Here is a 23,973-nt window from a genome sequence, read left to right as displayed (position 1 = left end):
CTGAGGCTGCATAAGTTTGTCGGCAGTATGAGTAAAAAAGGATGTTGCTGGGATAATGCAGTAGCAGAAAGCTTTTTCGGTAGCTTGAAGCAGGAACGAGTTCATTGGCGCAATTATCGGACGCGCTATGCAGCTCAACAAGATGTCTTGAATTACATCACGATGTGGTACAACAGCCAACGGATGCATTCATACCTCAATTATCAAAGTCCTAATGAATTTGAGCGTAAGGGTAAGCCGTTAAAAGAAGTGGCTTAACGAACTTAACTAGGGTGACCGAATTCAGTTGACCAGGTCAACAGTCTCATAAGAAAATTACGTTCCCAGCATTACATTAATGATATTTACGCTACCAATAATTGCTCTGTATTTAAGTTTATTAAACCTTTTAAGGGTGTTGATTATAGTTATGTTGCATTGCTAGAGGGCATTCAAGCTTTAATATCATTTAATAGTAGCGATGAAAAAGGAAGTAGGGTTTCTGAAATATGCAATATTTTTAAACACTTAGATAGTTAGTTTGAATGCCAAATAAAGCTATTTATAACAAGTGAGGTCAATACAAGCTTTAATAAGGTAGTTGGTTGGCTCATTATTATTGAATAGCTTCATCCCTAAATGGCGTTCTCGATGTTTTTGTTCGAGGTTACCCAACTCTATCCTTAGGTGGTTCTACTTTAAACTGATTTATAACTTTTATTTAATGTTTAGCTTAATGTTTATTGGCTAGGTTATAGAAGACCATCACTTCCATCTAATCCATTGCCTGCCGCAGGCTTATGTGCAGATACATCCAAGACACGCCGTGAACACATCCCTGTGGGCTCTGCGAAAACATCCCTGTTTTCAAAGGTCTTGAGCGCATCTACACTGGGATTATTATTTCTTCGATTTAACTTTATTCATAATAATTTAAAGATCAAAAAAATATAAATCTAAGAATCTAAAAGGCTCAATTTGAATTGAGGTCATCGAGAAAAGACCGTGAGCTTGGCATGGATGCCAAGCTAGCTTTCGTTAGGCCATGGATGGCCTATCGGAAGCGTTAGGGCTTTTCGACAATGACCGAAGACGGATACAAACGAAGTCAAAAGCTGGATCAATCCCCATCGAAAATTATGCGCTTTTCAGCATTTTTCGTCGGGGCGCTGGGGGATATCCAAAAGGGGAACAAGCGCTTTTCCCCTTTTGGTCTGCTCTTTACAACGGAAGGGGCGAAGCACCACGACCTTGATCTTATTTCAAAAACTAATAAAAAATTCAACTTAAATATGAACCCACAAAAAAGCCCCGAACTTAATCATAAGTTCAGGGCTTTTAAAAAATCTTTTATCTACTTACTGGTATCAATCGGCGCAAATGATTTAACCAAATCATCAACCGCTTTCATCTGGGTTAAGTAGTTTTCTAACTGATTCAGTGGCAATGCACATGGGCCGTCACACTTAGCATTATCAGGATCTGGATGCGCTTCAATAAACAAACCCGCTAAACCTAACGCCATACCACTACGCGCAAGTTCAGTTGCTTGAGCGCGGCGTCCGCCGGCACTATCAGTACGTCCACCAGGACGTTGCAGTGCATGAGTTGCATCAAAGATGACTGGGTAACCGGACTGCTTCATTTCATCCATACCCAACATATCAACCACTAGGTTGTTATAACCAAAGCTTGAACCACGTTCACACAAAATAATGTTGTCATTACCGGCTTCATTAAACTTCTTAATGATATGACGCATTTCATGAGGCGCTAAGAACTGCGGCTTTTTCACGTTAATGATTGAACCCGTTGCAGCCATCGCAACCACGAGATCAGTTTGGCGGGCTAAAAATGCTGGCAACTGGATAATATCAACCACATCAGCCACTGGCTGACACTGATGAATTTCATGCACATCGGTGATAATAGGCACATTAAAGGTCGACTTAATCTCTTCGAAAATCTTTAAGCCTTCTTCCATACCTGGACCACGATATGAGTTCACAGATGAGCGATTTGCTTTATCAAATGACGCTTTAAATACGTAAGGAATACCCAGTTTTTGGGTTACTTCTACGTAATGCTCTGCAATTTTCATTGCCAGATCGCGAGACTCAAGCACATTCATGCCACCAAATAAAACAAACGGTTTATCATTCGCAATTTCTAGCTCATTTAAACCAATGATTTTATGATCCATAGTCATTTCTCTTTAATCAATACCATGGGATTAGCCGCTGCTAACCCCATTAAAAAATAATGTTATACCGCAAGTATCTGCAGTAACTGGCCACACATCCAAGCCATATACGTGCCTACAGCATAGCCCAATACTGCCAACAATACGCCTACTGGCGCGAGTGCGGGATGAAACGCTGCTGCAACCACGGGGGCTGACGCTGCGCCGCCAACGTTAGCCTGACTGCCCACCGCCATATAAAACAGCGGCGCTTTAATAATTTTAGCCACGATAAGCATAAAGCTTGCGTGTACCAGCATCCAAATAATACCAATGGCGAAATACCACAGGTTTTGCTCATCAGCTAACTTGGATACATCCATATGCAAACCAATGGTCGCGACAAGAATATATAAAAATGCCGATGCCACTTTCGAGGCGCCCGCAGCTTCTATCTGTTTTACAGGACTAAAAGATAAGGCTAAACCAATAGTGGTGGCGATAACAACCAGCCAGAAGAACTTGGAGGTTAAGCTGTAGTCTTGAGTCCAAGGGTAATTAACTTCAAAAAATGGTCCTAAAAAGTCTGCCGCAAAATGCGCTAACCCGGTAACACCAAAACCGATGGCCACAATCAGCATTAAATCACGTAGTGAAGGTATACGGGCATTTTCTGCATGGTACTTTTCAACTTTGGCTTTGAGGGCTTCAAGGGCGGTGGTGTCTGCGCCTGTTTTAGCATCAATCTCTTTCGCACGAGATGCCATCAGTAATAATACAGCCATCCACAGGTTAGCGACAATCACATCTACAGTCACCATCACTGAAAAGATATCGCCGCCCACTTCATAAATTTCTTTCATTGAGGCTTGGTTAGCGCCGCCGCCAATCCAACTGCCCGCAAGCGTGGTCATTCCGCGCCATACTGCATCTGGGCCATTGCCGCCTAATACGTCAGGATTAATCGCTGAAATAATTAATAGTGCTATGGGGCCGCCGATGACAATCCCCACTGTGCCGGTTAAAAACATCACAATGGCTTTAGGGCCTAAACTTAAAATCGCTTTTAAATCGACACTTAAAATCAATAACACCAAACAAGCAGGTAATAGGTAACGCGAGGCAACATAATAGAGTTTTGAGGTGTCACCATCGACGATACCAAAGGTATTCAGTAGTGAGGGTAAGAAGTAACACAGCAATAAGGCTGGGATAAACTTATAGAATTTTTGCCAAAATGGGTGTGCTGACGAACTGGTATAGAAAACAAAGCCGAGAATGACGGCAAGTAATCCCAGTGCGGTTGCGTCATTGGTTACCATGGGGGTGGTGGTCATGAAAAAGCTCCCTTGCAAATGCATTTCATAGTGAATTTATTATTGTTATGAATGTACTTTAAAGTACTTATTATTTTTAAATTGGTGAAGTTACTGGCAGATTAACTGCTTTGCGATAAACAATTCAGGCTCATAAATGAGCCTGAATTTGAATATTATATTAACCACTTAGTGATAAGTCTGTGGTTGTTGACTTAACTCTTTCAGCTGAATTTTGACAATTTCTGTCACCGGATCGTGTGGACTGCTGTCGATAAAGTGCTGTAAATCTGAAATGGCCACTTTAATGCACCCCAGTTGCTGGGCAATAAAAGCGCGCTCTCGATTTAAGCTCACATCATCAGGATGCCACTGCAGCAATAAATTGCAGCATTCCATCGCTTGTTCAAATTTCTGGGTTACGATGCAACCCGCTTTTAGCTCATGTAACATACGAGTTATTAAGCGTTTTAGGCTGGCTGTTTTTAAGTACTTAGGCTTAAGCATGGCCGAATTACCTAACTCACCACGCACCAGTAAATGCAATTGGTGGCGGCTTAATTGCTGCCCCGTTAGCGGATCGATATAAATGATATTATCATTTATATGGCTTCTCACTACGGTGTGCCCCGGTAATAATACCGCTTCTAAGCTAATATCAAGCTGCTTAGCCAATAAAATTAATACCGTGGCTAAGGTGGTGCTGTTACCTTGGCGGGTCATAATGCAGCGACCAAGATCGGCAGCATCAACACTGAAGTAATCATCACGCACACAAAAGCCTAAATCATCATAAAACCAGTGCAATAAGCCTTCAAAGCGCTGTTGCTGATCTTCGACATATAAGCTCATCACTGAGCCGGCAATTTCGTACCAAGCCCAAAGCGCTTTCTTCTCTTGAGAAAAGCCAAGATGTTGTGTTATTTCAAATGCAGTTTCGGGGATCTTAACTGCATCTTTCATTTGATGTTTTGCCATTAAACTCTATTAACCCATTAATACAACTTGTTTAAAATGAGCCAGCCTGGCAGCTAATACGAGCCATCCGATAGCACCTAAAAAGGCGAAGATTTTGAATAAATTGTTACGGTTACCTTTAAGCGCCATAACGCCCAATCCAATGTAGGCTAAAACCGCAATTAATTTTTCAGTCATCCACTCATCGACAAATGGATATTGTTTGATCATGAAGCACAAGATTAGCCCTGATAACAATAAGAAGGTATCAATGACATGAGGGGCAACTTTAACAAACTTTTTATCCATGATTGGCGACTTGCGCATGTGTAGTACAAAGCGAGTGACAAAAAAGACCACACTTAAAAAGATGAAGGTTAAGTGTGTGTGTTTAACAGCTGGATATAAACTGTAAAAGGTTTCCATTATTGTTTTTCTCTTTGAGCTACCGATAAAATGGCCGCTAGTTTACTCGATCTGGCGGCTTATTAGCAATGTTGTGAAAATCACCCCACGAGGCCAGTCACTATATAAGTAAATCAGCAACTAACTCAGTAGTAACTGGGTAAGTAACTCAATGGATCACTGCCAATGATTAACGAACGCCAAATGGCGGTTGCAAGTGCTTAAACCTTGTTCCATTGACCTAAGGTGCAACGGTCATTACTGCCAAAATCTCGCACGGTTGCTACATTGTCATAACCAAGATCAATGAGCTTTTGTCTTACGACCAGCGCCTGTTCAAAGCCGTGTTCCAGCAATAAATAGCCACCTTCAGATAAGTACGCCCGCGCATGGGTTGCGATATGAAATAAATCAGCAAAACCTGCGTCACCTGCGGTCAATGCACTTGATGGTTCAAAGCGCACATCCCCCATGGCTAAATGCTCATCGGCTTCATCAATATAAGGAGGGTTTGAGACAATTAATTGAAATTGCTGACCTTCAATTGCACTAAACCAATCTGATTGTAAAATTTCAACTTGAGTGAGATTTAAGTTTTGCCGATTGGCTTTAGCAAGTTCTACCGCATCTGTGACTTTATCAACGGCTGTGATTTGCCATTGCGGTCGCTCAGATGCAAATGACAATGCTATCGCGCCTGTTCCCGTGCCTAAATCCAGTACCTTAGCGGTTTCGGCTACAGGTAAATTTAACGCGGTTTCAACTAAGATTTCAGTATCAGGGCGCGGGATTAAGGTGGTGGCGTTAACAATAAATGGCAATGACCAAAATTCACGTTCACCAATAATGTGCGCGACAGGCACACCTTGCTGGCGCTTTTCGACCATGGCTTTATAAGCTTTGAATTGATCGGTAGTGAGGACTTTTTCAGGCCAAGTATAAATGAAGCTACGCTGCTTATTGATGCAATGCAGAAGTAAGGCTTCTGCATCGATATTGGCCGATTCAGATGAATCGACCAATAAACTGTAAGCCCATTGCAAAGACTCCGCAATGGTAGAGAAAGAAGACTGTGACAAGGTTACTCCTTAGTCGTCAGCTAATGCAGCAAGCAAGTCCGCTTGTTCCTCTTGCATTAATGGCTCAATAATGGCGTTTAAGTCGCCTTCCATGATTTCATTTAAGCGGTATAGCGTTAAATTAATTCGGTGCTCACTCATACGACCTTGTGGGAAGTTGTAAGTACGAATACGTTCTGAACGATCACCACTTGCCACTAGATTACGGCGGGTTGATTCTTCTTCGCTACGACGCTTTTCATCTTCAACCGCTTGTAAGCGCGCTGAAAGTACACTCATGGCTTGGGCACGGTTTTTATGTTGCGAGCGTTGATCCTGACATTCCACCACAATACCTGACGGTACGTGAGTAATACGAATGGCTGAATCGGTTTTGTTGACGTGCTGACCACCTGCGCCAGATGCGCGGAAGGTATCGACTTTTAAGTCTGCTGGATTAATTGAAATCTGTTCAGCTTCAGGCACTTCTGGTAATACAACCACGGTAACGGCTGAGGTATGTACTCGGCCTTGAGATTCTGTTTCTGGTACACGTTGAACACGGTGTCCGCCAGATTCAAATTTCAATTTACCGTAAACGCCTTCACCAGTTACGTGAACGATTAATTCTTTAAAGCCACCATGCTCACCTTCGTTGGCGTTCATGATTTCCATTTGCCACTTATTCGACTCACAAAAACGTGAATACATGCGGAATAAGTCACCGGCGAATATAGCGGCTTCATCACCACCGGCGCCGGCGCGGATTTCTACGAAGGCATTACGGTCGTCATTAGGATCTTTTGGAAGCAATAAGATTTGTAATTCATCTTCAAGCTCTGCAATGGCTTTTTTGGCTGCTTTAATTTCTTCTTGCGCCATTTCACGCATTTCTGCATCATCTTCAGTGAGCATTTCTTGCGCAGACTCAAGATCGGCTTGAGCCTCTTGAAACGCTTTAAAGCTTTTTACAATATCTTCTAACTGAGAATATTCTTTTGATAAGCCGCGAAAGCGGTCTTGATCCGCAATAACTTGTGCATCACTCAGTAATGCCAATACTTCTTCATTACGTTCAAGCAAGCCTTCCAGCTTGCGAATAACCGACTCTTTCATTTAGCTTTATTACCTTAATTTTTATCCAAACCAAGCGTGACACGTAATTGGCCTAAGGTATTCAAGTCCCCTTGACGACTAGCAGACGTTAACGCTTGTGTCGGTGCATGGATTAAGCGATTGGTTAGCCTATTGGCTAGCTCTAAAATCACTTGTTCATTGTCACCACCTTGAGTTAGTTTGTTCAAGGCGCGCTCTACTAATTCATCTTTAATTGCCAAACTTTGGCTTCGGTATTCTCGAATACTGTCTACAGACTCTAACGAACGCACCCATTCCATAAAGATATGAGATTGTTCATCGGCAATTACTTCTGCCTGCTCGGCGGCTTCTTTACGTGAAGCCATGTTCTGTTCAATGATGCTGTGTAAATCGTCTACAGTATAAAGGAAAGCATCGTCTAATTCGCCAACTTCTGCTTCTATATCACGAGGAACTGCAATATCAACCAATAGCATGGGTTGATGACGACGTTGTTTCAGTGCCTTTTCGACCATGCCCTTACCTAATATAGGCAATGGACTGGCGGTAGAGGATATCACGATATCGGCTTTAGGTAGATAGTCTGGTATTTGTTGCAGCGTAATTGCCGTTGCATCAAACTCTTCACGCATCGCCTGTGCGCGCTCAACCGTTCGGTTAGCCACTACAATACCGGCAACCTCATTGTCTTTTAAATGCTTGGCAACTAATTCAATGGTTTCACCAGCGCCAATCAATAATACATTGGTGGTGCTCAGTGATGAGAAAATATGTTTGGCCATACTGACAGCGGCAAACGCCACTGACACCGCGGCGGCGCCAATTTCAGTTTCAGTACGCACTTTTTTAGCCACTGAAAAGGTGTTTTGAAACAAACGGTCAATAGTAACTGCCGTTGTACCTGCCTCTTTAGCTTTCACAAAGGCTTGTTTAACTTGCCCAAGAATTTGTGGCTCACCTAATACTAGAGAATCTAGACCTGAAGACACCCGCATTAAGTGTTTAACGCATTCCTGATCTTCATAGCTATAAATACAAGGCATGAGATCGTCATGACTAAGATTATGATAATCCTCTAGCCATTCAATGATGTCTTCTTTAGTGCCGTTGTTGCAATAAAGTTCTGTACGGTTACAGGTTGACACGATCACGGCTTCACCCGAGCTAGTTCGACTAGCTAGACTCTTCATCGCATCGTGAATCTTATCCGGTGAAAAGGCGACTTTCTCTCGAAGATCGACCGTGGCGGTTTTATGATTTATTCCGATTGCTACTAGGCTCATGTGACTCGTTTTAAGTTCTTCGCAGGATCATTAATTAGGTCATTCTACTTAATTGGTAAAACTAAAAACACAATTGGCTTAACAAAACGGAATAATTATCTATTTTTTTTCTAATAATTCTATCTTGTTAACAAAATCAACCATCATTTGACAAATTACACCAAGAAAAACAGGGTTATGAATATCTACTTTAGCTAATATTGTCTAGTATAGGAGTAATAATTAATCAAATCTGCTTTATTTATAAAAGCATTTTTACAATCAGCTTATTGCCCAGTATCATGCATTATCGCTTTTTTTATCCCAGTGAGTCCCTTTGCGAATTTTAACAACTTACCTAAAACACTTACTGTTAATGAGCTGCTTATTATTAACCGCTTGCTCTATTAGTCCACCGCACACGCTTTCAAAAACACAAGTGCAGCAACCCAGTGACGCCCAAGCATGGGAATTACAAGGTAAACTGGCTTTTCGTTCTAGCAGTGATAAATTTAGCACCAACTTATTTTGGCTACACGATCAAAGCAGCCAATATGATCGCGATGAATTAACCCTCACCACCATGATTGGCACCACCGTATTGTCACTTAAGTCTGAAAATGGTCGCGCCAGTTTAGACATTCAAGATAAAACCTACACAGACAACAACCCTGAACGGCTAATCTACCGCGTCAGCGGCATGAGCATTCCCATTACTAAATTACCGCTTTGGATCACAGGTCAAGTCGCCGCTGATGATGAAGTGCTAGAATATAACCCCGATGGCAGCATTAAACGTTTTAGCAGTGCTGATAATGGCGGAGATTGGCTGGTAAGCTTTATGAGTTATCAGCAACAAAGCGGTGCTAAACTGCCCAGATTACTGCAAATCAATCGCGCCGATGTGCAAATAAAAATTCAGATAAATCAATGGCAAGCTCTCACAGCTAATCTGGCACAAACCAATAACTAATCGATATTGGTTTATCGGCTATTGATGATGCGCTGTTAGCTAATACTTATATAGTCACTTCGACTCAAAATGACAAAACCTCTTGAATGGCTTTTACATGACAACAAATAAAGACAATTTGGCAATCTCCACTGATTGGCCAGCTCCAGCAAAGCTTAATCTGTTTTTGCATATTACCGGACAAAGAGCTGATGGTTACCACGAGCTGCAAACCCTGTTTCAGTTTATTGACCAGTGTGACTATTTAGATTTTCAGCCGACAGCGTCGAAACAAATAAGCTTGCATTCAGAATTATCAAAAGTTGTCGCAGAAAAAGATAACTTAATTCTAAAGGCCGCAAAATCTTTACAAGAATATTGCAATTATCAGGGCGGCGCACAAATTTGGCTGCGAAAAAACCTGCCTATGGGTGGCGGTTTAGGTGGCGGTTCATCTGATGCGGCCACCACATTAGTGGCATTAAATAAGTTGTGGGGGCTTGATTTACCCCATGAAACCCTAGCCGAAATCGGCCTAAAACTTGGCGCGGATGTCCCTGTTTTTATTAATGGTTTTGCAGCTTTTGCTGAAGGCGTTGGAGAGCAGCTTATTGCAGTACAACCAGCACAGTTGTACTACCTCGTCATAGTGCCTGAAATCCATGTCTCCACCCAAGCGATTTTCCAATCACCAGAGTTAACTCGCAACACTCCTAAATTAGCAATTGATACTTTAATGCAGCAAAATTGGTCAAATGATTGCCAAAAACTTGTCACAGAAAAGCACCCTCAAGTTGCCAATGCCTTAAGCTGGCTGGTAGAATATGCGCCGTCAAGAATGACCGGAACTGGCGCATGCGTCTTCGGTGAATTCCAACAGCAACAATCGGCGCTGGACGCTTTGGCACAACTGCCAACGACCATGAGCGGCTTTGTTGCTAAAGGCTTAAACGTGTCACCTTTGATGACACGTTTAAACCAAGATTAACAAATACCTTCTAGAAATGTATTTTGCTTATTGATGACAACATCCTTAAGTCGCATTTTTAGCCACTAACTTAAAGCCAACACCTGAGGTTCATAAAGTGCCCGATATCAAGCTCTTTGCTGGTAACGCTACCCCTAAACTAGCCAAAAAAATAGCCGACCGTTTATTTTGCAAACTTGGCGATGCAGTAGTAGGCCGTTTCAGCGACGGTGAAATCAGTGTTCAAATCAATGAGAACGTACGTGGTGCTGATGTATTCATCATCCAATCGACTTGTGCACCGACCAACGACAACCTAATGGAACTTATCGTTATGGTTGATGCGCTTCGCCGTGCATCTGCTGGTCGTATTACCGCAGTAATTCCATACTTCGGTTACGCTCGTCAAGATCGTCGTGTTCGTAGTGCTCGTGTACCTATTACTGCTAAAGTTGTTGCAGACTTCTTATCAAGTGTTGGGGTTGACCGTGTATTAACTTGCGATCTTCACGCTGAGCAAATTCAAGGTTTCTTTGATGTGCCTGTTGATAACGTATTTGGTAGCCCAGTGTTACTTGAAGATATGTTAGGCAAGCAACTTGATAACCCAGTTGTTGTTTCTCCTGACATCGGTGGTGTTGTACGTGCTCGTGCAGTGGCAAAACTACTTGATGATTCTGACTTAGCCATTATCGATAAGCGTCGCCCACAAGCGAACGTTGCTCAAGTAATGCATATCATTGGTGATGTTCAAGGCCGTGACTGTATTATTGTTGATGACATGATCGATACTGGTGGTACTTTATGTAAAGCGGCAGAAGCGTTAAAAGAACATGGTGCTAACCGTGTATTCGCTTATGCAACTCACCCAGTGTTTTCTGGCAATGCAGCGAAAAATATCGCTGAATCAGTTATCGATGAAGTTATCGTTACCGATACTGTGCCATTAAGCCCTGAGATCGCTAAACTTGAAAAAGTCACTCAGCTAACAATGTCAGCAGTACTTGCTGAAGCGATCCGTCGCGTTAGCAACGAAGAGTCTATTTCTGCGATGTTCCGTCACTAATTACTAGATTAGTTTCGATATCGTAAAAAGCGCACTCTTTAACGAGTGCGTTTTTTTATGGCTTTAATTGTTTCCTCTGACTTAAACAAGATGAGATATCAGTCATTAACCATAAGTTATTGGCCGTTAGTTATTAGCAATTAGTTATTGCCCGTTAGTTTCACAAACTAGCGATTGAACGATAATTTTTTCGCATCTATGGCTTTAATTGTTACCCATGACTTAAACAAGATGAGATATCAGTCATTAACCATAAGTTATTGGCCGTTAGTTATTAGCAATTAGTTATTAACCATAAATTATTGCCCGTTAGTTTCTGAAACTAGCGATTAAAGGATAGTTTTTTTCGCATCGCTTTGGCGCCTGCCCCATAACTTGCTTCAATTGCTGCAGCTTGCAGCTCACTCACCTCAAGATCTAATTCAAAACCTTGCTTCTGCCAAAAAGGCACTGAACCTTGTATGGCAATTAGTAACACTTCTTTATAACCCTTTGCTGTCGCTAGCGCGATTAAATGCGCCACCATCAGCTTACCAACGCCCATGCCCTTTACATCCTTAGACACTGCGAGATCATGCAAGAACAGCCTTATCGCGCTGCCTTGCTTGGATTTACTACCTGAGGCAGCAGTATGAGTTGACGACAGTGGTTGGTGCAATTTCGGCGCTTCAGCGCCCGCTAGCTCATGGGCAAGCAGATATGCCTGTATTGGCGCGCTTGACGACAGCGGCGAATCGGCATTTTCAGTCTGATTTGAACAGTAAGCAAAACAAGCATGGGGTGAGTGCAGCCACTTACTGCGCAGCACTTCCATAGTTTCAGGTTCAATTTCGCTATATACCTGACACTGTAAATCATAAATGGCTGGCCATAGGCGCTCAGTAATGGGGATTATCGACATAATTAACCTGAAATACTCATAATAAAAAATACCACTGATGAATTTGCTAGCTTAACGGATCAATTGCCGCTGTACACAGCTATGCGAATAAAATGACAGCTCGGTAGTAAAAAATTATTCAACATAGCAAAAGCGTTAGTTAACTGAGGGAAATGTATGAGGGCTTTTAATTAGAGCTATTAACTCGCGCGCGAGCCAAGGCCTACTTCAAAGACGAAATTAATTCGAAGACCAAGTTAATTCGAAGACCAAGTTAATTCGAAGACTAAGTTAATTCGAAGACTGTGTTAATTCGAAGGCTTACCAGATCCAGAACTGCTTGGCTTGAATGGCCTGTACTGAGTTGTGCAGTAAATTATAGACAACAAAAAGCCCGTCATAAGACGGGCTGTTTGCTTTGATTGCAATAATCAAATTTGGCTGGGATACCAGGATTCGAACCTGGGGATGCCGAGATCAAAACCCGGTGCCTTACCACTTGGCGATATCCCAAAATTGGTTATGTATAACTTTTCATAAAGGAAGGTTTACATATTGAAAAAATTTGATGGTACGGGAAGAGAGACTTGAACTCTCACACCTTACGGCACCAGAACCTAAATCTGGCGTGTCTACCAATTCCACCACTCCCGCATCAAATCTTTCTCAGAATATACACTAATTATATACAGTGTAAACTCTGTTGTTGCTCTTTTCTAACTAAGTAGCATAGGGTTACCCACTAGTCTACCTTCAAACATGGTAGCAATGGCGGGACTTGAACCTGCGACCCCAGCATTATGAATGCTGTGCTCTAACCAGCTGAGCTACATTGCCTAAGATGGCTGGGATACCAGGATTCGAACCTGGGGATGCCGAGATCAAAACCCGGTGCCTTACCACTTGGCGATATCCCAATAATCTTGTCTACTTACTTTAAAATGGCTGGGATACCAGGATTCGAACCTGGGGATGCCGAGATCAAAACCCGGTGCCTTACCACTTGGCGATATCCCAATCTAAAGCTTTTTCGAAAAACCCGCTAATGCCAGTCTTTCTATATAATGGTACGGGAAGAGAGACTTGAACTCTCACACCTTACGGCACCAGAACCTAAATCTGGCGTGTCTACCAATTCCACCACTCCCGCACTGACTCTGTTTAACATCCAGAACACGATGCTCATTTAACCTTGAGAAGGTAGCCAGTCATATTTCTAAAACCTTGCGGCTTTAACTAACCAGCGAATCTCTAGTTTGACATCTTGAGAAGATGGTAGCAATGGCGGGACTTGAACCTGCGACCCCAGCATTATGAATGCTGTGCTCTAACCAGCTGAGCTACATTGCCACTTTATCTTTCGTTGCCCTCGTCGTGAGGACGGGGCGTATTATGCTTATTCAGCGTATCGAGGTCAACTGCTTTTTTTAGCTATTTTCATCAATTGACACTGTTCGGCTATAAGTTCACCAAACTGCGTAGCAAATCGGCATATTTGACCGAAAAAGTTAACCTCGACCGCTTGTTTGACTAATTAAAGTCTGAAAATACTATTTATACGTTGAATAAGAAATGCATTACATCGCCATCTTTAACGATATAAGCTTTACCTTCTACGCGTAACTTACCTGCTTCTTTAGCGCCTGCTTCACCATTAAACTCGATAAAGTCGTCATAGGCCATTACTTGGGCGCGAATAAAGCCACGCTCAAAGTCGGTGTGGATCACACCAGCAGCTTGTGGCGCACTGGCACCAACAGGCACAGTCCATGCTCTTACTTCTTTTACACCAGCAGTAAAGTAAGTTTGTAAGTCCAATAATTCATAACCACCACGAATAACGCGATCAAGGCCTGGCTCTTCAAGACCAAGGTCTGCCATAAACTCATCACGCTCTTCAGCGTCCATCTCAGCAAGCTCAGACTCAATAGCGGCACATACTGCAACAACCACTGCGTTTTCTGTCGCTGCAATGGCTTTAACAGCGTCTAAATGCGGATTATTTTCAAATCCATCTTCTGATACGTTAGCAATGTACATGGTTGGCTTTAGGGTTAAGAAGTTAAGGTAGGCAATTGCAGCCATTTCTTCTTTGCTTAACTCTAATGAACGCAGCATTTGGCCTTCATCTAAAGTCGGACGCATTTTTTCAAGTACTTCTACTTCAAACTTAGCATCTTTGTCGCCGCCTTTAGCGCGCTTTTGCTGACGGAAGATAGCACGCTCTAAGCTGTCTAAATCCGCTAACGCAAGTTCAGTGTTGATAACATCAATATCGCCAGCAGGGTCAACCTTGTTAGCAACATGGACGATGTTGTCATCTTCAAAACAACGTACAACGTGACCAATGGCATCAGTTTCACGAATGTTAGCTAGGAACTTGTTACCTAAACCTTCACCTTTTGATGCGCCAGCAACTAAACCTGCAATATCCACAAATTCCATTGTAGTCGGTAAAATACGTTCTGGATTAACAATCGCTGCTAATGCATCTAAACGTGGATCCGGTACTGGAACCACACCCGTATTTGGCTCAATGGTACAAAACGGGAAGTTAGCAGCTTCGATTCCTGCTTTAGTTAACGCATTAAATAGTGTTGACTTACCAACGTTTGGCAAACCCACAATGCCGCATTTAAAACCCATATTTTTACCTTTATATAATTAAACTCACCTAGGAAGTGGTAAGTTGTGTCAAATCAATAATCAAAGCGCGGCTAATTAGAGCGCTTTAAATGTGTGTAATCGGTGCATCGCTTTCGCCATGTCTTCTTTAAACAGTATTTCAGTTGAACGCACCGCTTCATCTATTGCTGCGTCCATCTTTTCTTGATCGCTCGCTGGCGCTTTACCTAAGACATAACCACTGACGCGGTTTTTATCTCCAGGGTGACCAATACCAATACGTAATCGGTAAAAGCCTTTTTCATTGGCAAGCTTAGCAATAATATCTTTTAAGCCATTATGGCCACCATGACCACCGCCCAGTTTAAACTTAGCAACGCCCGGCTCCATATCAAGCTCATCATGAGCCACTAAGATCTCTTCAGGTAAAATACGAAAAAAGTTCGCTAATGCCCCTACTGACTTACCGCTTAAATTCATAAACGTGGTAGGTATAAGTAGGCGAACATCTTTACCGTCAATAGTGACTCTGGCGGTTAAGCCAAAATATTTACTGTCTGGCGCTAAGGTGGCGCCACATAAACGCGCTAACTCTTGTACATACCATGCACCCGCATTATGACGAGTGTGGGCGTATTCAGCACCAGGGTTAGCAAGGCCGACAATTAGTTTTATTTGACTCATTAGCACTCAATTTCAGTGGTTAAATGACTGCGTTATCTTCAAAATCATTTATCCGTCTTAATAGTTATAGACTAAGATTTTGTGATTTGAAGGCGCTAAAGCGCGGCATTTTAACACTCAAAACTGAACTCAACAAATACAGTGTGGTAATTAGCTGCAATGGGGTTAACTTTAACTGTTAAAAGGTTTGCAGTTAATGGCGTTAACCCGCATTTTAAATTGCAGTAACAAAGTAAGGTAGGTGGTGGCTTAAAACAAGCTGATTAACTTAAGCCCAGTGCGTATTTAAGCACCTTCTGTTTGATCGGATTGTCGTGGTTTGCAAGCTTCAATAAACCATTTCTTAATAGCTTTATCGGTAATAAATCATTACTAAAGCCAGCATAGAATGCATCCATTGCTGACATCATCAATAAGTTATCGCTATATCGTTGACACTGATATTGCTTTAAGCACGATGCAGTCCACCAAGGTTTATCATTGCCAACAGCATCGGCAATGGTCGCTATCAACACATCGACATCTTTAAAACCAATATTAACCCCCTGCCCTGCAAGCGGGTTAATGGTATGCGCTGCATCACCTAAAATCACAATATTGTCTTGGCAATAATCTTGGGCATGGCGCCTTGTGAGCGGAAAGCTGCCTCTATCTATAACGGTAAAGCTTGGCTCAAGCCTTGATGGAAAGTGCGCTCTAATTTGCTCTGCCAGTTGTTTATGATTGAGCTGCATCAACTGCTTAATGCGACTATTACTGTCATACCATACTAATGAGGCGTTATTACCCGGTAATGGCAGTAATGAGCGTGGCCCTTGAGGGGTAAACTGTTGCCAAGTAATGTCTTGCTGCGCGGTGTCCGTTTCAACATTTATCAACATGGCTGACTGAGCATAATCCCAGCCAGTAATACCAATACCGGCCCATTGTCTTACTTGTGAATTAGCCCCATCTGCGCCAACTAATAATGATGCATGTAATTCCACGCCACTTTTAAGGGTTGCTTTAATACCTTGAGACAATGACTTTACGTCACTATTGCTCATTTCAATACGCTCGAAGCTAGCAACGCTATCAGGGCAATAACAATGCACATTATCCATAGCATCAATTTGCTGCCACAGACTCAGTTGAATTAAGCGGTTCTCAAAAAAGTAGCCTAAATGAGTTTCATTTATTTGATCAGCATGAAAACGGGTAATGCAATCATCGAGCTCCCAAGTTTCTAAGCCTTTGTAGGCAACATGACGCATGGTGCGAAGTTGCTCCATGACGCCCAAGCGTTCAAGTAATTGCTCAGAGGCCACACTAATCGCTGATACGCGTAAGTCTAAAGGCTGCTCAGGTAAATAGGCTTTAGGCGCGAATGCTTCAATCATGGCAACGTTTAAACCTAATTGACCTAATCCAACAGCCACAGCTGCGCCCACCATACCACCGCCAACGATAACGACATCATGTTCAACTACATTCGATGCTTGCTGCATTGTTTATTTACCTTTAAAAAAAGCTGTAATACTGAAACGACATTGGCTGTGATGATGATTATGCCAATAAGTGTCACTGAAACTATGTACAAAGATGTCTGTAACGCCTCAATCGTGTCGATATGTTGCTATCTTGAGTTTGAGCAACACCTGCTTACAATGGTTAAACTTTAACCATTAAACCTTACCTTATACTGAGACTGTCTAGTATGACATGCCTTGCAACCAACCCCTTAAATGCCAAGGTAAGAGAGGATAGTATGTTCAGTCAAAGTACCTATGTACAATCTAATAATGGAACCCTTAAATCACTAACAAGCAGCCGTAATACGTTAATGAGTTATGTAAAAAAGTTTACTAAGTCATTCTTTACTATGCCGCTACTTGCAGGGCTTCTTGCTGGTGCTGCCATTATGCCAATGACAGCACAAGCCGAAGTGCAACCGATGGAAACCATTACGGTTATTCACCGTTCATCCTTCGATTATGCCTTATATCAACAAACCACGGAAATGCTTACGCAGTTTAATAGAGAGCTAGCGCAAAAAATAATTGTTCAAGCGAGACAAGATAACGTCACAATGGCGAAACAATTTGGCTATTTTACCAATCAATCAAACGAGTTAGCCCAAATAGATAAACACCCTGAAAATATAGGGGTATTCGTCATTTCAGAATAATGCCGTCTAAGTGTGCACAAAGGCTAGCCAGCGAGCCTTTGTGCAGTTAAAATACTCGGCTATTTTTCTGTGGTAATAGAACGGCGTAACTGATGAGTAAAAAACTACACATAAAGACCTGGGGCTGTCAGATGAATGAATACGATTCATCTAAAATGGCTGACTTGCTGGACGATTATCAAGGTTATACCTTGACTGAGGATGCTGAAGAAGCAGACGTACTGCTACTAAACACATGTTCAATTCGCGAAAAAGCGCAGGAAAAAGTGTTTCATCAGCTTGGACGCTGGAAAACCCTCAAAGACAAAAATCCTAATCTAATTATCGGTGTAGGTGGTTGTGTAGCCTCACAAGAAGGTAAAGCCATTAAAGAGCGTGCTCAGTGCGTTGATATTATTTTTGGCCCACAAACCTTACATCGCTTACCTGAGATGATCACCCAAATTAATAATGGCGATAAAGCGGTTATTGATGTGAGCTTCCCTGAAATTGAAAAATTCGATCGCCTACCAGAGCCTCGCGCTGACGGTCCATCGGCGTTTGTGTCTATTATGGAAGGCTGCAGCAAATATTGTTCATTCTGCGTTGTACCATACACCCGTGGTGAAGAAGTTAGCCGCCCGGTTGATGACGTTATTTTAGAAATCGCACAACTTGCTGAGCAAGGTGTACGTGAAGTCAATCTACTGGGGCAAAACGTCAATGCATTCCTTGGTGCTACCCATGATGATGATATTTGTACCTTCGCAGAATTACTGCGTTTAGTGGCATCGATTGATGGTATCGACCGTGTGCGTTACACCACCAGTAACCCCATTGAGTTTTCACAAGACATTATCGATGTTTATGAAGACACCCCTGAAGTGGTGAGTTTCTTACATTTACCAGTGCAATCAGGTTCAGACCGCATTCTAACTAATATGAAACGTGGTCATATGGCCATCGAATATAAATCGATTATTCGTCGTTTACGTAAAGCGCGTCCTGATATCCAAATCAGTTCTGACTTCATTGTCGGCTTCCCTGGCGAGTCAAATGCTGAATTTGAAGACACCATGAAGTTGATTGAAGATGTCAGTTTTGACCACAGCTTTAGCTTTATCTACAGTGCCCGTCCAGGAACACCAGCGGCTGATTTGCCAGATGATGTCACTATGGAAGAAAAGAAAAAGCGCTTAGCGATTTTACAAGACCGTATTACCCAACAAGCCATGCGCTACAGCCGCCAAATGTTAGGCACAGTGCAGCGTATTTTGGTTGAAGGGCCTTCAGTTAAGGATCCAATGGAGCTTCGCGGCCGTACTGAAAATAACCGCGTCGTGAACTTTGAAGCCGATCCTAAGTGTATTGGTGGTTTTGTGGATGTTGAAATTGTTGATGTATACACCAACTCGCTGCGCGGCGTATTTATTCGCGGCGAAGACGAAATGGATTTACGTCGCAGTTTACGTCCGTCAGATATCGTAGCCAAACACAAAACTGATGATGATATTGGTGTAAGCCAATTTACCCCAGGCAGCTAATTTAGCCATAAAGCGGGTTTATCATTATTTAATAAAGGCGGCCTCGAGCCGCCTTTATTGTGCTTTTCAGTTAATACCGTGGTATTTTAACTTTCATACCTATTCGCATTCTTTTTCTTTTGGAGCATTATTTTTGTCCACTAAAGTTACTACCATGAATTTATACCTCGAGCCTGCTGAAACTCGAAGAATTGCCTCATTATGTGGTCCATATGATGACAACATTAAACAGCTTGAACGTCGTTTAGGTGTTGAGATTATCCATAAGAATAATCATTTCAAAATCGTTGGCCTGCCAAGACATGCCTTTAATGCTAATAATTTACTGAAACAGTTATACATTGAAACCCAAACGGTTAAAGGTAGCACCCCAGATTTAGAGCCAGAGCGAGTGCATCTCGCCATTCAGGAGGTCATTAACCTCGAAGCTGAATCATCGGCTGAAGATGACACCCTGCATATCAAAACCAAGCGCGGTATCATCAAACCTCGCAATCCCAATCAGTCAGTGTATGTGGCCAATATGGCTAAACACGACATTACCTTTGGTGTCGGACCTGCCGGTACCGGTAAAACCTTTTTAGCGGTTGCTGCAGCAGTTGATGCCCTTGAAAGACAAGAAATAAGACGCATACTCCTTACCCGCCCTGCTGTTGAGGCTGGCGAAAAGTTAGGTTTTTTACCTGGAGATTTAAGTCAGAAAGTCGATCCTTATTTACGTCCACTTTATGATGCTTTATTTGAAATGATGGGCTTTGAGAAAGTTGAAAAACTGCTTGAGCGTAATATTATTGAAGTTGCCCCTTTAGCCTATATGCGTGGCCGAACCCTAAATGATGCGTTTGTTATTTTGGATGAAAGCCAAAATACTACCGTTGAGCAAATGAAAATGTTCTTAACCCGTATCGGTTTTAACTCAAAAGCGGTGATCACCGGCGATATTACCCAGATAGATTTGCCTCGCAGCCAAAAATCAGGGCTTCGCCAAGCCATTGAAGTATTGAGTGAAGTAGATGACATTAGCTTCAACTTCTTTATGTCTCAAGATGTGGTGCGCCATCCGATTGTGGCAAGAATTGTTGAAGCCTATGAAGCCTTTGACAGTAAAGAGCAGGCATTAAAAGCTGAAAAAGAGCACCAATATAAACAACGTCAAACGGCCTTTAATGAACAAATGGCCAAAGTGGACGTTAATACGAATGACGTTAACGCCAATGAGATCAGTAAAGACGGAGCAATAAATAATGAGTCTTAAACTTGATTTAGATCTGCAGATTGCCGTCGCAGACAGCAGTAAGCTCCCGAGCCAAAGTGAATTTGAGCTATGGGTAACAACGGCCCTTGGCAACACCATGGCGCAAGCTGAACTGACCATCAGAATTGTTGAAAATACTGAAAGCCAGCAGCTTAATAATACTTACCGTGGTAAAGACAAGCCGACTAATGTATTGTCTTTCCCCTTTGAAGCGCCTCCAGGGATAGAGTTACCGCTATTAGGCGATCTCATCATTAGTGCTGAGGTGGTAGAACTTGAAGCAAATCAACAAAATAAGCCCCTTGTTGCACATTGGGCCCATATGGTTATCCACGGCTGCTTGCATTTACTAGGCTATGACCATATTATCGATAATGAAGCTGAAGAAATGGAGTCATTAGAGACTCAACTCATTGAAGGCTTAGGTTTTTCAAATCCATATAAGGAAGCGTAAATAAATCAAACGACTGCATATAACATGCTGATTTTGATTTAGTAAAATATTATGAGTGACGACATCCCACCGAGTACCAACGCCCGTAAGAAGAACTGGATTGGCAAAATTAGTCAGATGTTTCAGGGCGAACCTCAAAATCGCGAAGACTTAGTTGACGTAATTGCCGGCGCAGAAGAGCGCTCTTTAATTACTGAAGACACCCGCGAAATGATGAATGGCGTATTAGAAGTATCAGGGTTGCGGGTACGCGACATCATGATCCCTCGAAGCCAAATAGTCACATTGCAAATCGATAGCACTGTTGAAGAGCTACTAGAAACAGTCATCGAGTCTGCACACTCCCGTTTTCCAGTGGTCAACGAGGATAAAGATCATATTGAAGGTATTTTGCTTGCAAAAGATTTACTTAAATATGGTTTTAAACAATCAGCTCAACCTTTCTCATTGCATCAAGTCATACGACCTGCGGTTGTTGTGCCTGAAAGCAAACGCGTTGATGTACTGCTAAAAGAATTCCGCTCTCAGCGATATCATATGGCCATTGTGGTCGATGAATATGGCGGTGTATCCGGTCTAGTGACGATTGAAGATATCTTAGAAGAAATCGTCGGTGAAATCGAAGACGAGTTCGATCATAGCTCAGTAGAAGATACCGAAATCAAAAAGATCAGTAATACCGTGTTTATGATTAAAGCACGAACACCGATTGATGAATTTAATGATGCTTGTGGCACTCAATTTAGCGACGAAGAATTTGATACTGTTGGCGGCTTAGTTTCACACGCATTTGGTCACTTACCAGAGCGAAATGAAACTGTGGTTATCGATAATATCGAGTTTAAAGTCACCAATGCCGACACCAGACGTTTGATTCAACTTAGTGTGAAGTTACCCGATCAAAAACAGCTAGAAGAACTCGACGACTAACTCTGTGCTAAAAAATAAACTTTCCAAGTCATCAGTGATTAAAATGGTGACTGCATTTGTTGCAGGTGCTTCAACCACACTTGCTTTTGCACCCTACGCTATCTGGGCTTTTTACCCCGCAGCAATGCTGTTTGTGTTATGGCAAAGTCGCAGCCTAACCCCGAAAGAAAACTTCTTTCACTGGTTAAGCTTTGGCTTTGGCTGTTTTGCATTTGGCATTAGTTGGGTACATGTCAGCATTGATACTTTTGGTGGTTTGCCGCTAATAGTATCAATGGCATTAATGGCAATATTGGCGCTGTATCTGGCCTTATTTCCAGCGCTAGCAGGTTATCTCACTGCTAAACTGTCCCAACATCAGCAAACTCAAGGCTGGCAAGTTTATTTTCGTTACTTAGGGTTATTTCCTGCGCTGTGGGTATTTACCGAGTGGATGCGCGGTTGGGTTCTCACCGGTTTCCCTTGGTTATGGGCAGGCTACAGTCAAACCCAAGGACCATTATCAGAGCTTGGTAGTATCATTGGCGCATTAGGCTTAAGTTATGTTATCGCACTGGTTTGTGGCAGTATCGCACTGGTGTTATATCAACGTTTTGCCAGTGCTATCATCATTTTCCCATTGATATTTATCTGCACTTACCTTGCGCCGCACATATCCGAAATTAGCCCACGAAATGAAACGGTTAAAGTGGCTTTAGTACAAGGCAATATTGAGCAAAGTATGAAGTGGGAGCCTGACGCACTATGGCCAACTTTACTCAAATATATGGATTTAAGTCGGCCTAACTTTGATGCTGATATTGTCATTTGGCCTGAAGCCGCGATTCCCGCGCCTGAAGCTATGGTGGCAGACTTTTTACATAATACCGACAAGGTCGCTAATTTAAATAATAGCGCCATTATTACCGGTATTATTAGCCTGCAAAAAAATGACTTTTATAACTCATTAATTGTATTGGGCAATGCTTATCACCCTCAGCAGACTGAGGGCGATTATGTTGGAAGTGGCATTAATGATTACAAGAAACATCACCTGTTGCCAGTAGGTGAGTTTGTCCCCTTTGAAAGTCTGTTACGCCCAATAGCCCCGTTTTTTAATTTACCCATGTCATCCTTTGCGCGTGGCAGCTATGAGCAAAAAAACCTTAATGCTTTAGGTTATCAAGTGGCGCCGGCTTTATGCTACGAAATCGTCTTTCCTGAGCAGTTACGGGCTAACGTCAATGAAGATACCGACTTCTTACTGACGGTTTCCAATGATGCCTGGTTTGGTGACTCTATCGGGCCACTGCAACACATGGAAATTGCCCAAATGCGCGCAATTGAGTTAGGACGCCCCTTAGTAAGGGCTACCAATAACGGCGTTACCGCAGTGGTTGATATCAAAGGTCGTATCACTCACCAACTACCTCAATTTAAAGCTGGGGTGTTAGTGGCTGACGTTGCCTTATATGACGGCGAAACCTGGTTTAAGCGCCTTGGCCAAACACCGTTACTTATATTATGTAGCTTATTGATATTATTTGGCTTCACACACAAATATTTATGCTGTAAGCCCAAGAGAAATTAACGCAGTTAAGCTCATCTGAACTCACTTTATTATAATGCTGATGCCCAATGTCTACATTGGTCATCGGCATTATTTGTTTTAAAGATACTAAGGCGTTAGCGCTTCTCGAGTAAACATTTCATTATCACACTGCGGGCAATCAGGAATAATACTGGGGAATTCAATTTTCATTTCATGATTACACTCAGTACAAATCACCTTACCTTGGTTAATCACCTCACCTGACATATAAAAACCCTGATGCTTAAAGTCTTGGGCAATTTCATGCCACTCAACTTGGCTGCGATCAGTAATTTCACCCAACCAGTGCCATAAGGTGTTTTCAATGCCAATGACAGTTGGACTAAAACTGAGGTTATCGGCATTTTCCTCTTTTATGTAGCTGGCGATGTCACGCTTTAAAAAATCTTCTGCTAAAGCAAGCTCCTCAGCATCGGCTGCTGACTTTAATTGCAAATAATCTTTACACTGGGTCACAGAAGCAAAAAGGCTCTTTGCAGTCAATGAGTTATCTTCATCATATTGTTTCTTAACTTGCTCGAAAAGCGTCTTATATAGTGCTAATAACGCTGAACTTCGTCCACTCATAGTAAATACTCCTTCATCTGAACCTTTTTAATGCATCACTTCTAGTTTATTCTAT

The 23,973-nt window shown here is 42.4% G+C and carries 23 protein-coding genes and 7 tRNA genes; 11 read left to right on the top strand and 19 right to left on the bottom strand.

What is annotated here, in order from left to right; all coding sequences use genetic code 11:
* The coding region (locus tag BM739_RS18595; RefSeq protein WP_139326919.1) for an IS3 family transposase at window positions 1-258 on the top strand (258 nt) is incomplete at its 5' end.
* 803 nt (window positions 259-1,061) lie between these two features.
* On the top strand, window positions 1,062-1,403 hold the full coding sequence (locus tag BM739_RS20175) for a hypothetical protein (protein ID WP_139326918.1): 342 nt from the start codon (window positions 1,062-1,064) through the stop codon (window positions 1,401-1,403).
* On the opposite strand, the gene kdsA is transcribed toward BM739_RS20175, so the two are convergent.
* The 7 genes from kdsA to hemA all read right to left on the bottom strand — a co-directional run bounded on the left by kdsA (window position 1,334) and on the right by hemA (window position 8,278).
* Complete coding sequence (kdsA, locus tag BM739_RS18585) at window positions 1,334-2,182, bottom strand: 3-deoxy-8-phosphooctulonate synthase (RefSeq protein WP_076543124.1); 849 nt, start codon at window positions 2,180-2,182, stop codon at window positions 1,334-1,336. The genes BM739_RS20175 and kdsA overlap by 70 nt on opposite strands.
* 62 nt (window positions 2,183-2,244) lie before the next feature.
* Window positions 2,245-3,498 (bottom strand): DUF819 domain-containing protein, encoded by a 1,254-nt coding sequence (locus BM739_RS18580; RefSeq protein ID WP_076543123.1) that lies wholly within the window; start codon window positions 3,496-3,498, stop codon window positions 2,245-2,247.
* A 168-nt stretch (window positions 3,499-3,666) separates the two neighbouring features.
* Window positions 3,667-4,455: a SirB1 family protein gene (locus BM739_RS18575; protein ID WP_076543122.1), complete on the bottom strand. Its 789-nt coding sequence runs from the start codon at window positions 4,453-4,455 to the stop codon at window positions 3,667-3,669.
* A gap of 9 nt (window positions 4,456-4,464) precedes the next feature.
* On the bottom strand, window positions 4,465-4,860 hold the full coding sequence (locus BM739_RS18570; protein WP_076543121.1) for a SirB2 family protein: 396 nt from the start codon (window positions 4,858-4,860) through the stop codon (window positions 4,465-4,467).
* A gap of 200 nt (window positions 4,861-5,060) precedes the next feature.
* Complete coding sequence (prmC, locus tag BM739_RS18565) at window positions 5,061-5,918, bottom strand: peptide chain release factor N(5)-glutamine methyltransferase (RefSeq protein WP_076543120.1); 858 nt, start codon at window positions 5,916-5,918, stop codon at window positions 5,061-5,063.
* 9 nt (window positions 5,919-5,927) lie between these two features.
* Entirely contained in the window at window positions 5,928-7,013 is a 1,086-nt protein-coding gene (gene prfA, locus BM739_RS18560; protein WP_076543119.1) for a peptide chain release factor 1, read from the bottom strand.
* A gap of 14 nt (window positions 7,014-7,027) precedes the next feature.
* A complete protein-coding gene (gene hemA / locus BM739_RS18555; RefSeq protein WP_076543118.1) occupies window positions 7,028-8,278 on the bottom strand; it encodes a glutamyl-tRNA reductase in 1,251 nt (416 codons plus the stop codon).
* Between the two features lie 316 nt (window positions 8,279-8,594).
* On the opposite strand from hemA, the gene lolB reads away from it, so the two are divergent.
* The 3 genes from lolB to BM739_RS18540 all read left to right on the top strand — a co-directional run bounded on the left by lolB (window position 8,595) and on the right by BM739_RS18540 (window position 11,242).
* Window positions 8,595-9,230, top strand: coding sequence for a lipoprotein insertase outer membrane protein LolB (lolB, locus tag BM739_RS18550; protein ID WP_254843586.1), 636 nt, complete (start codon window positions 8,595-8,597; stop codon window positions 9,228-9,230).
* Between the two features lie 97 nt (window positions 9,231-9,327).
* Window positions 9,328-10,197 (top strand): 4-(cytidine 5'-diphospho)-2-C-methyl-D-erythritol kinase, encoded by an 870-nt coding sequence (gene ispE, locus BM739_RS18545; protein ID WP_076543116.1) that lies wholly within the window; start codon window positions 9,328-9,330, stop codon window positions 10,195-10,197.
* 97 nt (window positions 10,198-10,294) lie between these two features.
* On the top strand, window positions 10,295-11,242 hold the full coding sequence (locus BM739_RS18540; protein WP_076543115.1) for a ribose-phosphate pyrophosphokinase: 948 nt from the start codon (window positions 10,295-10,297) through the stop codon (window positions 11,240-11,242).
* Window positions 11,243-11,564: 322 nt separating this feature from the next.
* Here the strand turns inward: BM739_RS18540 and BM739_RS18535 are convergent, their stop codons facing one another.
* The 11 genes from BM739_RS18535 to BM739_RS18485 all read right to left on the bottom strand — a co-directional run bounded on the left by BM739_RS18535 (window position 11,565) and on the right by BM739_RS18485 (window position 16,918).
* Window positions 11,565-12,143, bottom strand: a complete 579-nt coding sequence (locus BM739_RS18535) for a GNAT family N-acetyltransferase (protein ID WP_076543114.1) — start codon at window positions 12,141-12,143, stop codon at window positions 11,565-11,567.
* 417 nt (window positions 12,144-12,560) lie between these two features.
* Window positions 12,561-12,635: transfer RNA gene (locus BM739_RS18530), tRNA-Gln, on the bottom strand.
* Window positions 12,636-12,691: 56 nt separating this feature from the next.
* Window positions 12,692-12,776, bottom strand: a tRNA-Leu gene (locus tag BM739_RS18525).
* Window positions 12,777-12,882: 106 nt separating this feature from the next.
* Window positions 12,883-12,959 (bottom strand) — tRNA-Met (locus tag BM739_RS18520).
* Window positions 12,960-12,964: 5 nt separating this feature from the next.
* Window positions 12,965-13,039, bottom strand: a tRNA-Gln gene (locus tag BM739_RS18515).
* Between the two features lie 25 nt (window positions 13,040-13,064).
* Window positions 13,065-13,139: transfer RNA gene (locus BM739_RS18510), tRNA-Gln, on the bottom strand.
* A 48-nt stretch (window positions 13,140-13,187) separates the two neighbouring features.
* Window positions 13,188-13,272 (bottom strand) — tRNA-Leu (locus tag BM739_RS18505).
* A gap of 123 nt (window positions 13,273-13,395) precedes the next feature.
* Window positions 13,396-13,472: transfer RNA gene (locus BM739_RS18500), tRNA-Met, on the bottom strand.
* A gap of 204 nt (window positions 13,473-13,676) precedes the next feature.
* Window positions 13,677-14,768, bottom strand: coding sequence for a redox-regulated ATPase YchF (gene ychF, locus BM739_RS18495; protein WP_076543113.1), 1,092 nt, complete (start codon window positions 14,766-14,768; stop codon window positions 13,677-13,679).
* 75 nt (window positions 14,769-14,843) lie between these two features.
* The gene (gene pth, locus BM739_RS18490) at window positions 14,844-15,431 is read right to left on the bottom strand and encodes an aminoacyl-tRNA hydrolase (RefSeq protein ID WP_076543112.1); all 588 of its coding nucleotides are present in this window, start codon (window positions 15,429-15,431) and stop codon (window positions 14,844-14,846) included.
* Between the two features lie 263 nt (window positions 15,432-15,694).
* Window positions 15,695-16,918, bottom strand: coding sequence for an FAD-dependent monooxygenase (locus BM739_RS18485; RefSeq protein ID WP_076543111.1), 1,224 nt, complete (start codon window positions 16,916-16,918; stop codon window positions 15,695-15,697).
* Window positions 16,919-17,178: 260 nt separating this feature from the next.
* Here BM739_RS18485 and BM739_RS18480 point away from each other — a divergent pair, with 260 nt between their 5' ends.
* The 6 genes from BM739_RS18480 to lnt all read left to right on the top strand — a co-directional run bounded on the left by BM739_RS18480 (window position 17,179) and on the right by lnt (window position 23,330).
* Window positions 17,179-17,598 carry a hypothetical protein gene (locus BM739_RS18480; protein ID WP_076543110.1) on the top strand — a complete coding sequence of 140 codons (420 nt, stop codon included), beginning with the start codon at window positions 17,179-17,181 and terminating at the stop codon, window positions 17,596-17,598.
* Window positions 17,599-17,690: 92 nt separating this feature from the next.
* Entirely contained in the window at window positions 17,691-19,121 is a 1,431-nt protein-coding gene (gene miaB, locus BM739_RS18475) for a tRNA (N6-isopentenyl adenosine(37)-C2)-methylthiotransferase MiaB (protein WP_076543109.1), read from the top strand.
* 133 nt (window positions 19,122-19,254) lie between these two features.
* Window positions 19,255-20,376, top strand: a complete 1,122-nt coding sequence (locus BM739_RS18470) for a PhoH family protein (RefSeq protein WP_083698218.1) — start codon at window positions 19,255-19,257, stop codon at window positions 20,374-20,376.
* Window positions 20,366-20,830, top strand: coding sequence for an rRNA maturation RNase YbeY (ybeY, locus tag BM739_RS18465; RefSeq protein ID WP_076543108.1), 465 nt, complete (start codon window positions 20,366-20,368; stop codon window positions 20,828-20,830). The genes BM739_RS18470 and ybeY overlap by 11 nt, the downstream gene beginning before the upstream one ends.
* Before the next feature lie 51 nt (window positions 20,831-20,881).
* Window positions 20,882-21,760: a CNNM family magnesium/cobalt transport protein CorC gene (corC, locus tag BM739_RS18460; protein ID WP_076543107.1), complete on the top strand. Its 879-nt coding sequence runs from the start codon at window positions 20,882-20,884 to the stop codon at window positions 21,758-21,760.
* A gap of 43 nt (window positions 21,761-21,803) precedes the next feature.
* Window positions 21,804-23,330 (top strand): apolipoprotein N-acyltransferase, encoded by a 1,527-nt coding sequence (gene lnt, locus BM739_RS18455; protein ID WP_139326917.1) that lies wholly within the window; start codon window positions 21,804-21,806, stop codon window positions 23,328-23,330.
* 87 nt (window positions 23,331-23,417) lie between these two features.
* On the opposite strand, the gene BM739_RS18450 is transcribed toward lnt, so the two are convergent.
* Window positions 23,418-23,918: a zinc ribbon-containing protein gene (locus BM739_RS18450; protein WP_076543105.1), complete on the bottom strand. Its 501-nt coding sequence runs from the start codon at window positions 23,916-23,918 to the stop codon at window positions 23,418-23,420.
* Window positions 23,919-23,973: the final 55 nt, after the last annotated feature.

The organism is Shewanella sp. UCD-KL21 (assembly GCF_001957135.1).
Classification (GTDB): Bacteria; Pseudomonadota; Gammaproteobacteria; order Enterobacterales; family Shewanellaceae; genus Shewanella.
The sequence above is the reverse complement of the archived record's forward strand: the minus strand, read 5'-3'. Positions and strand labels throughout refer to the sequence as shown.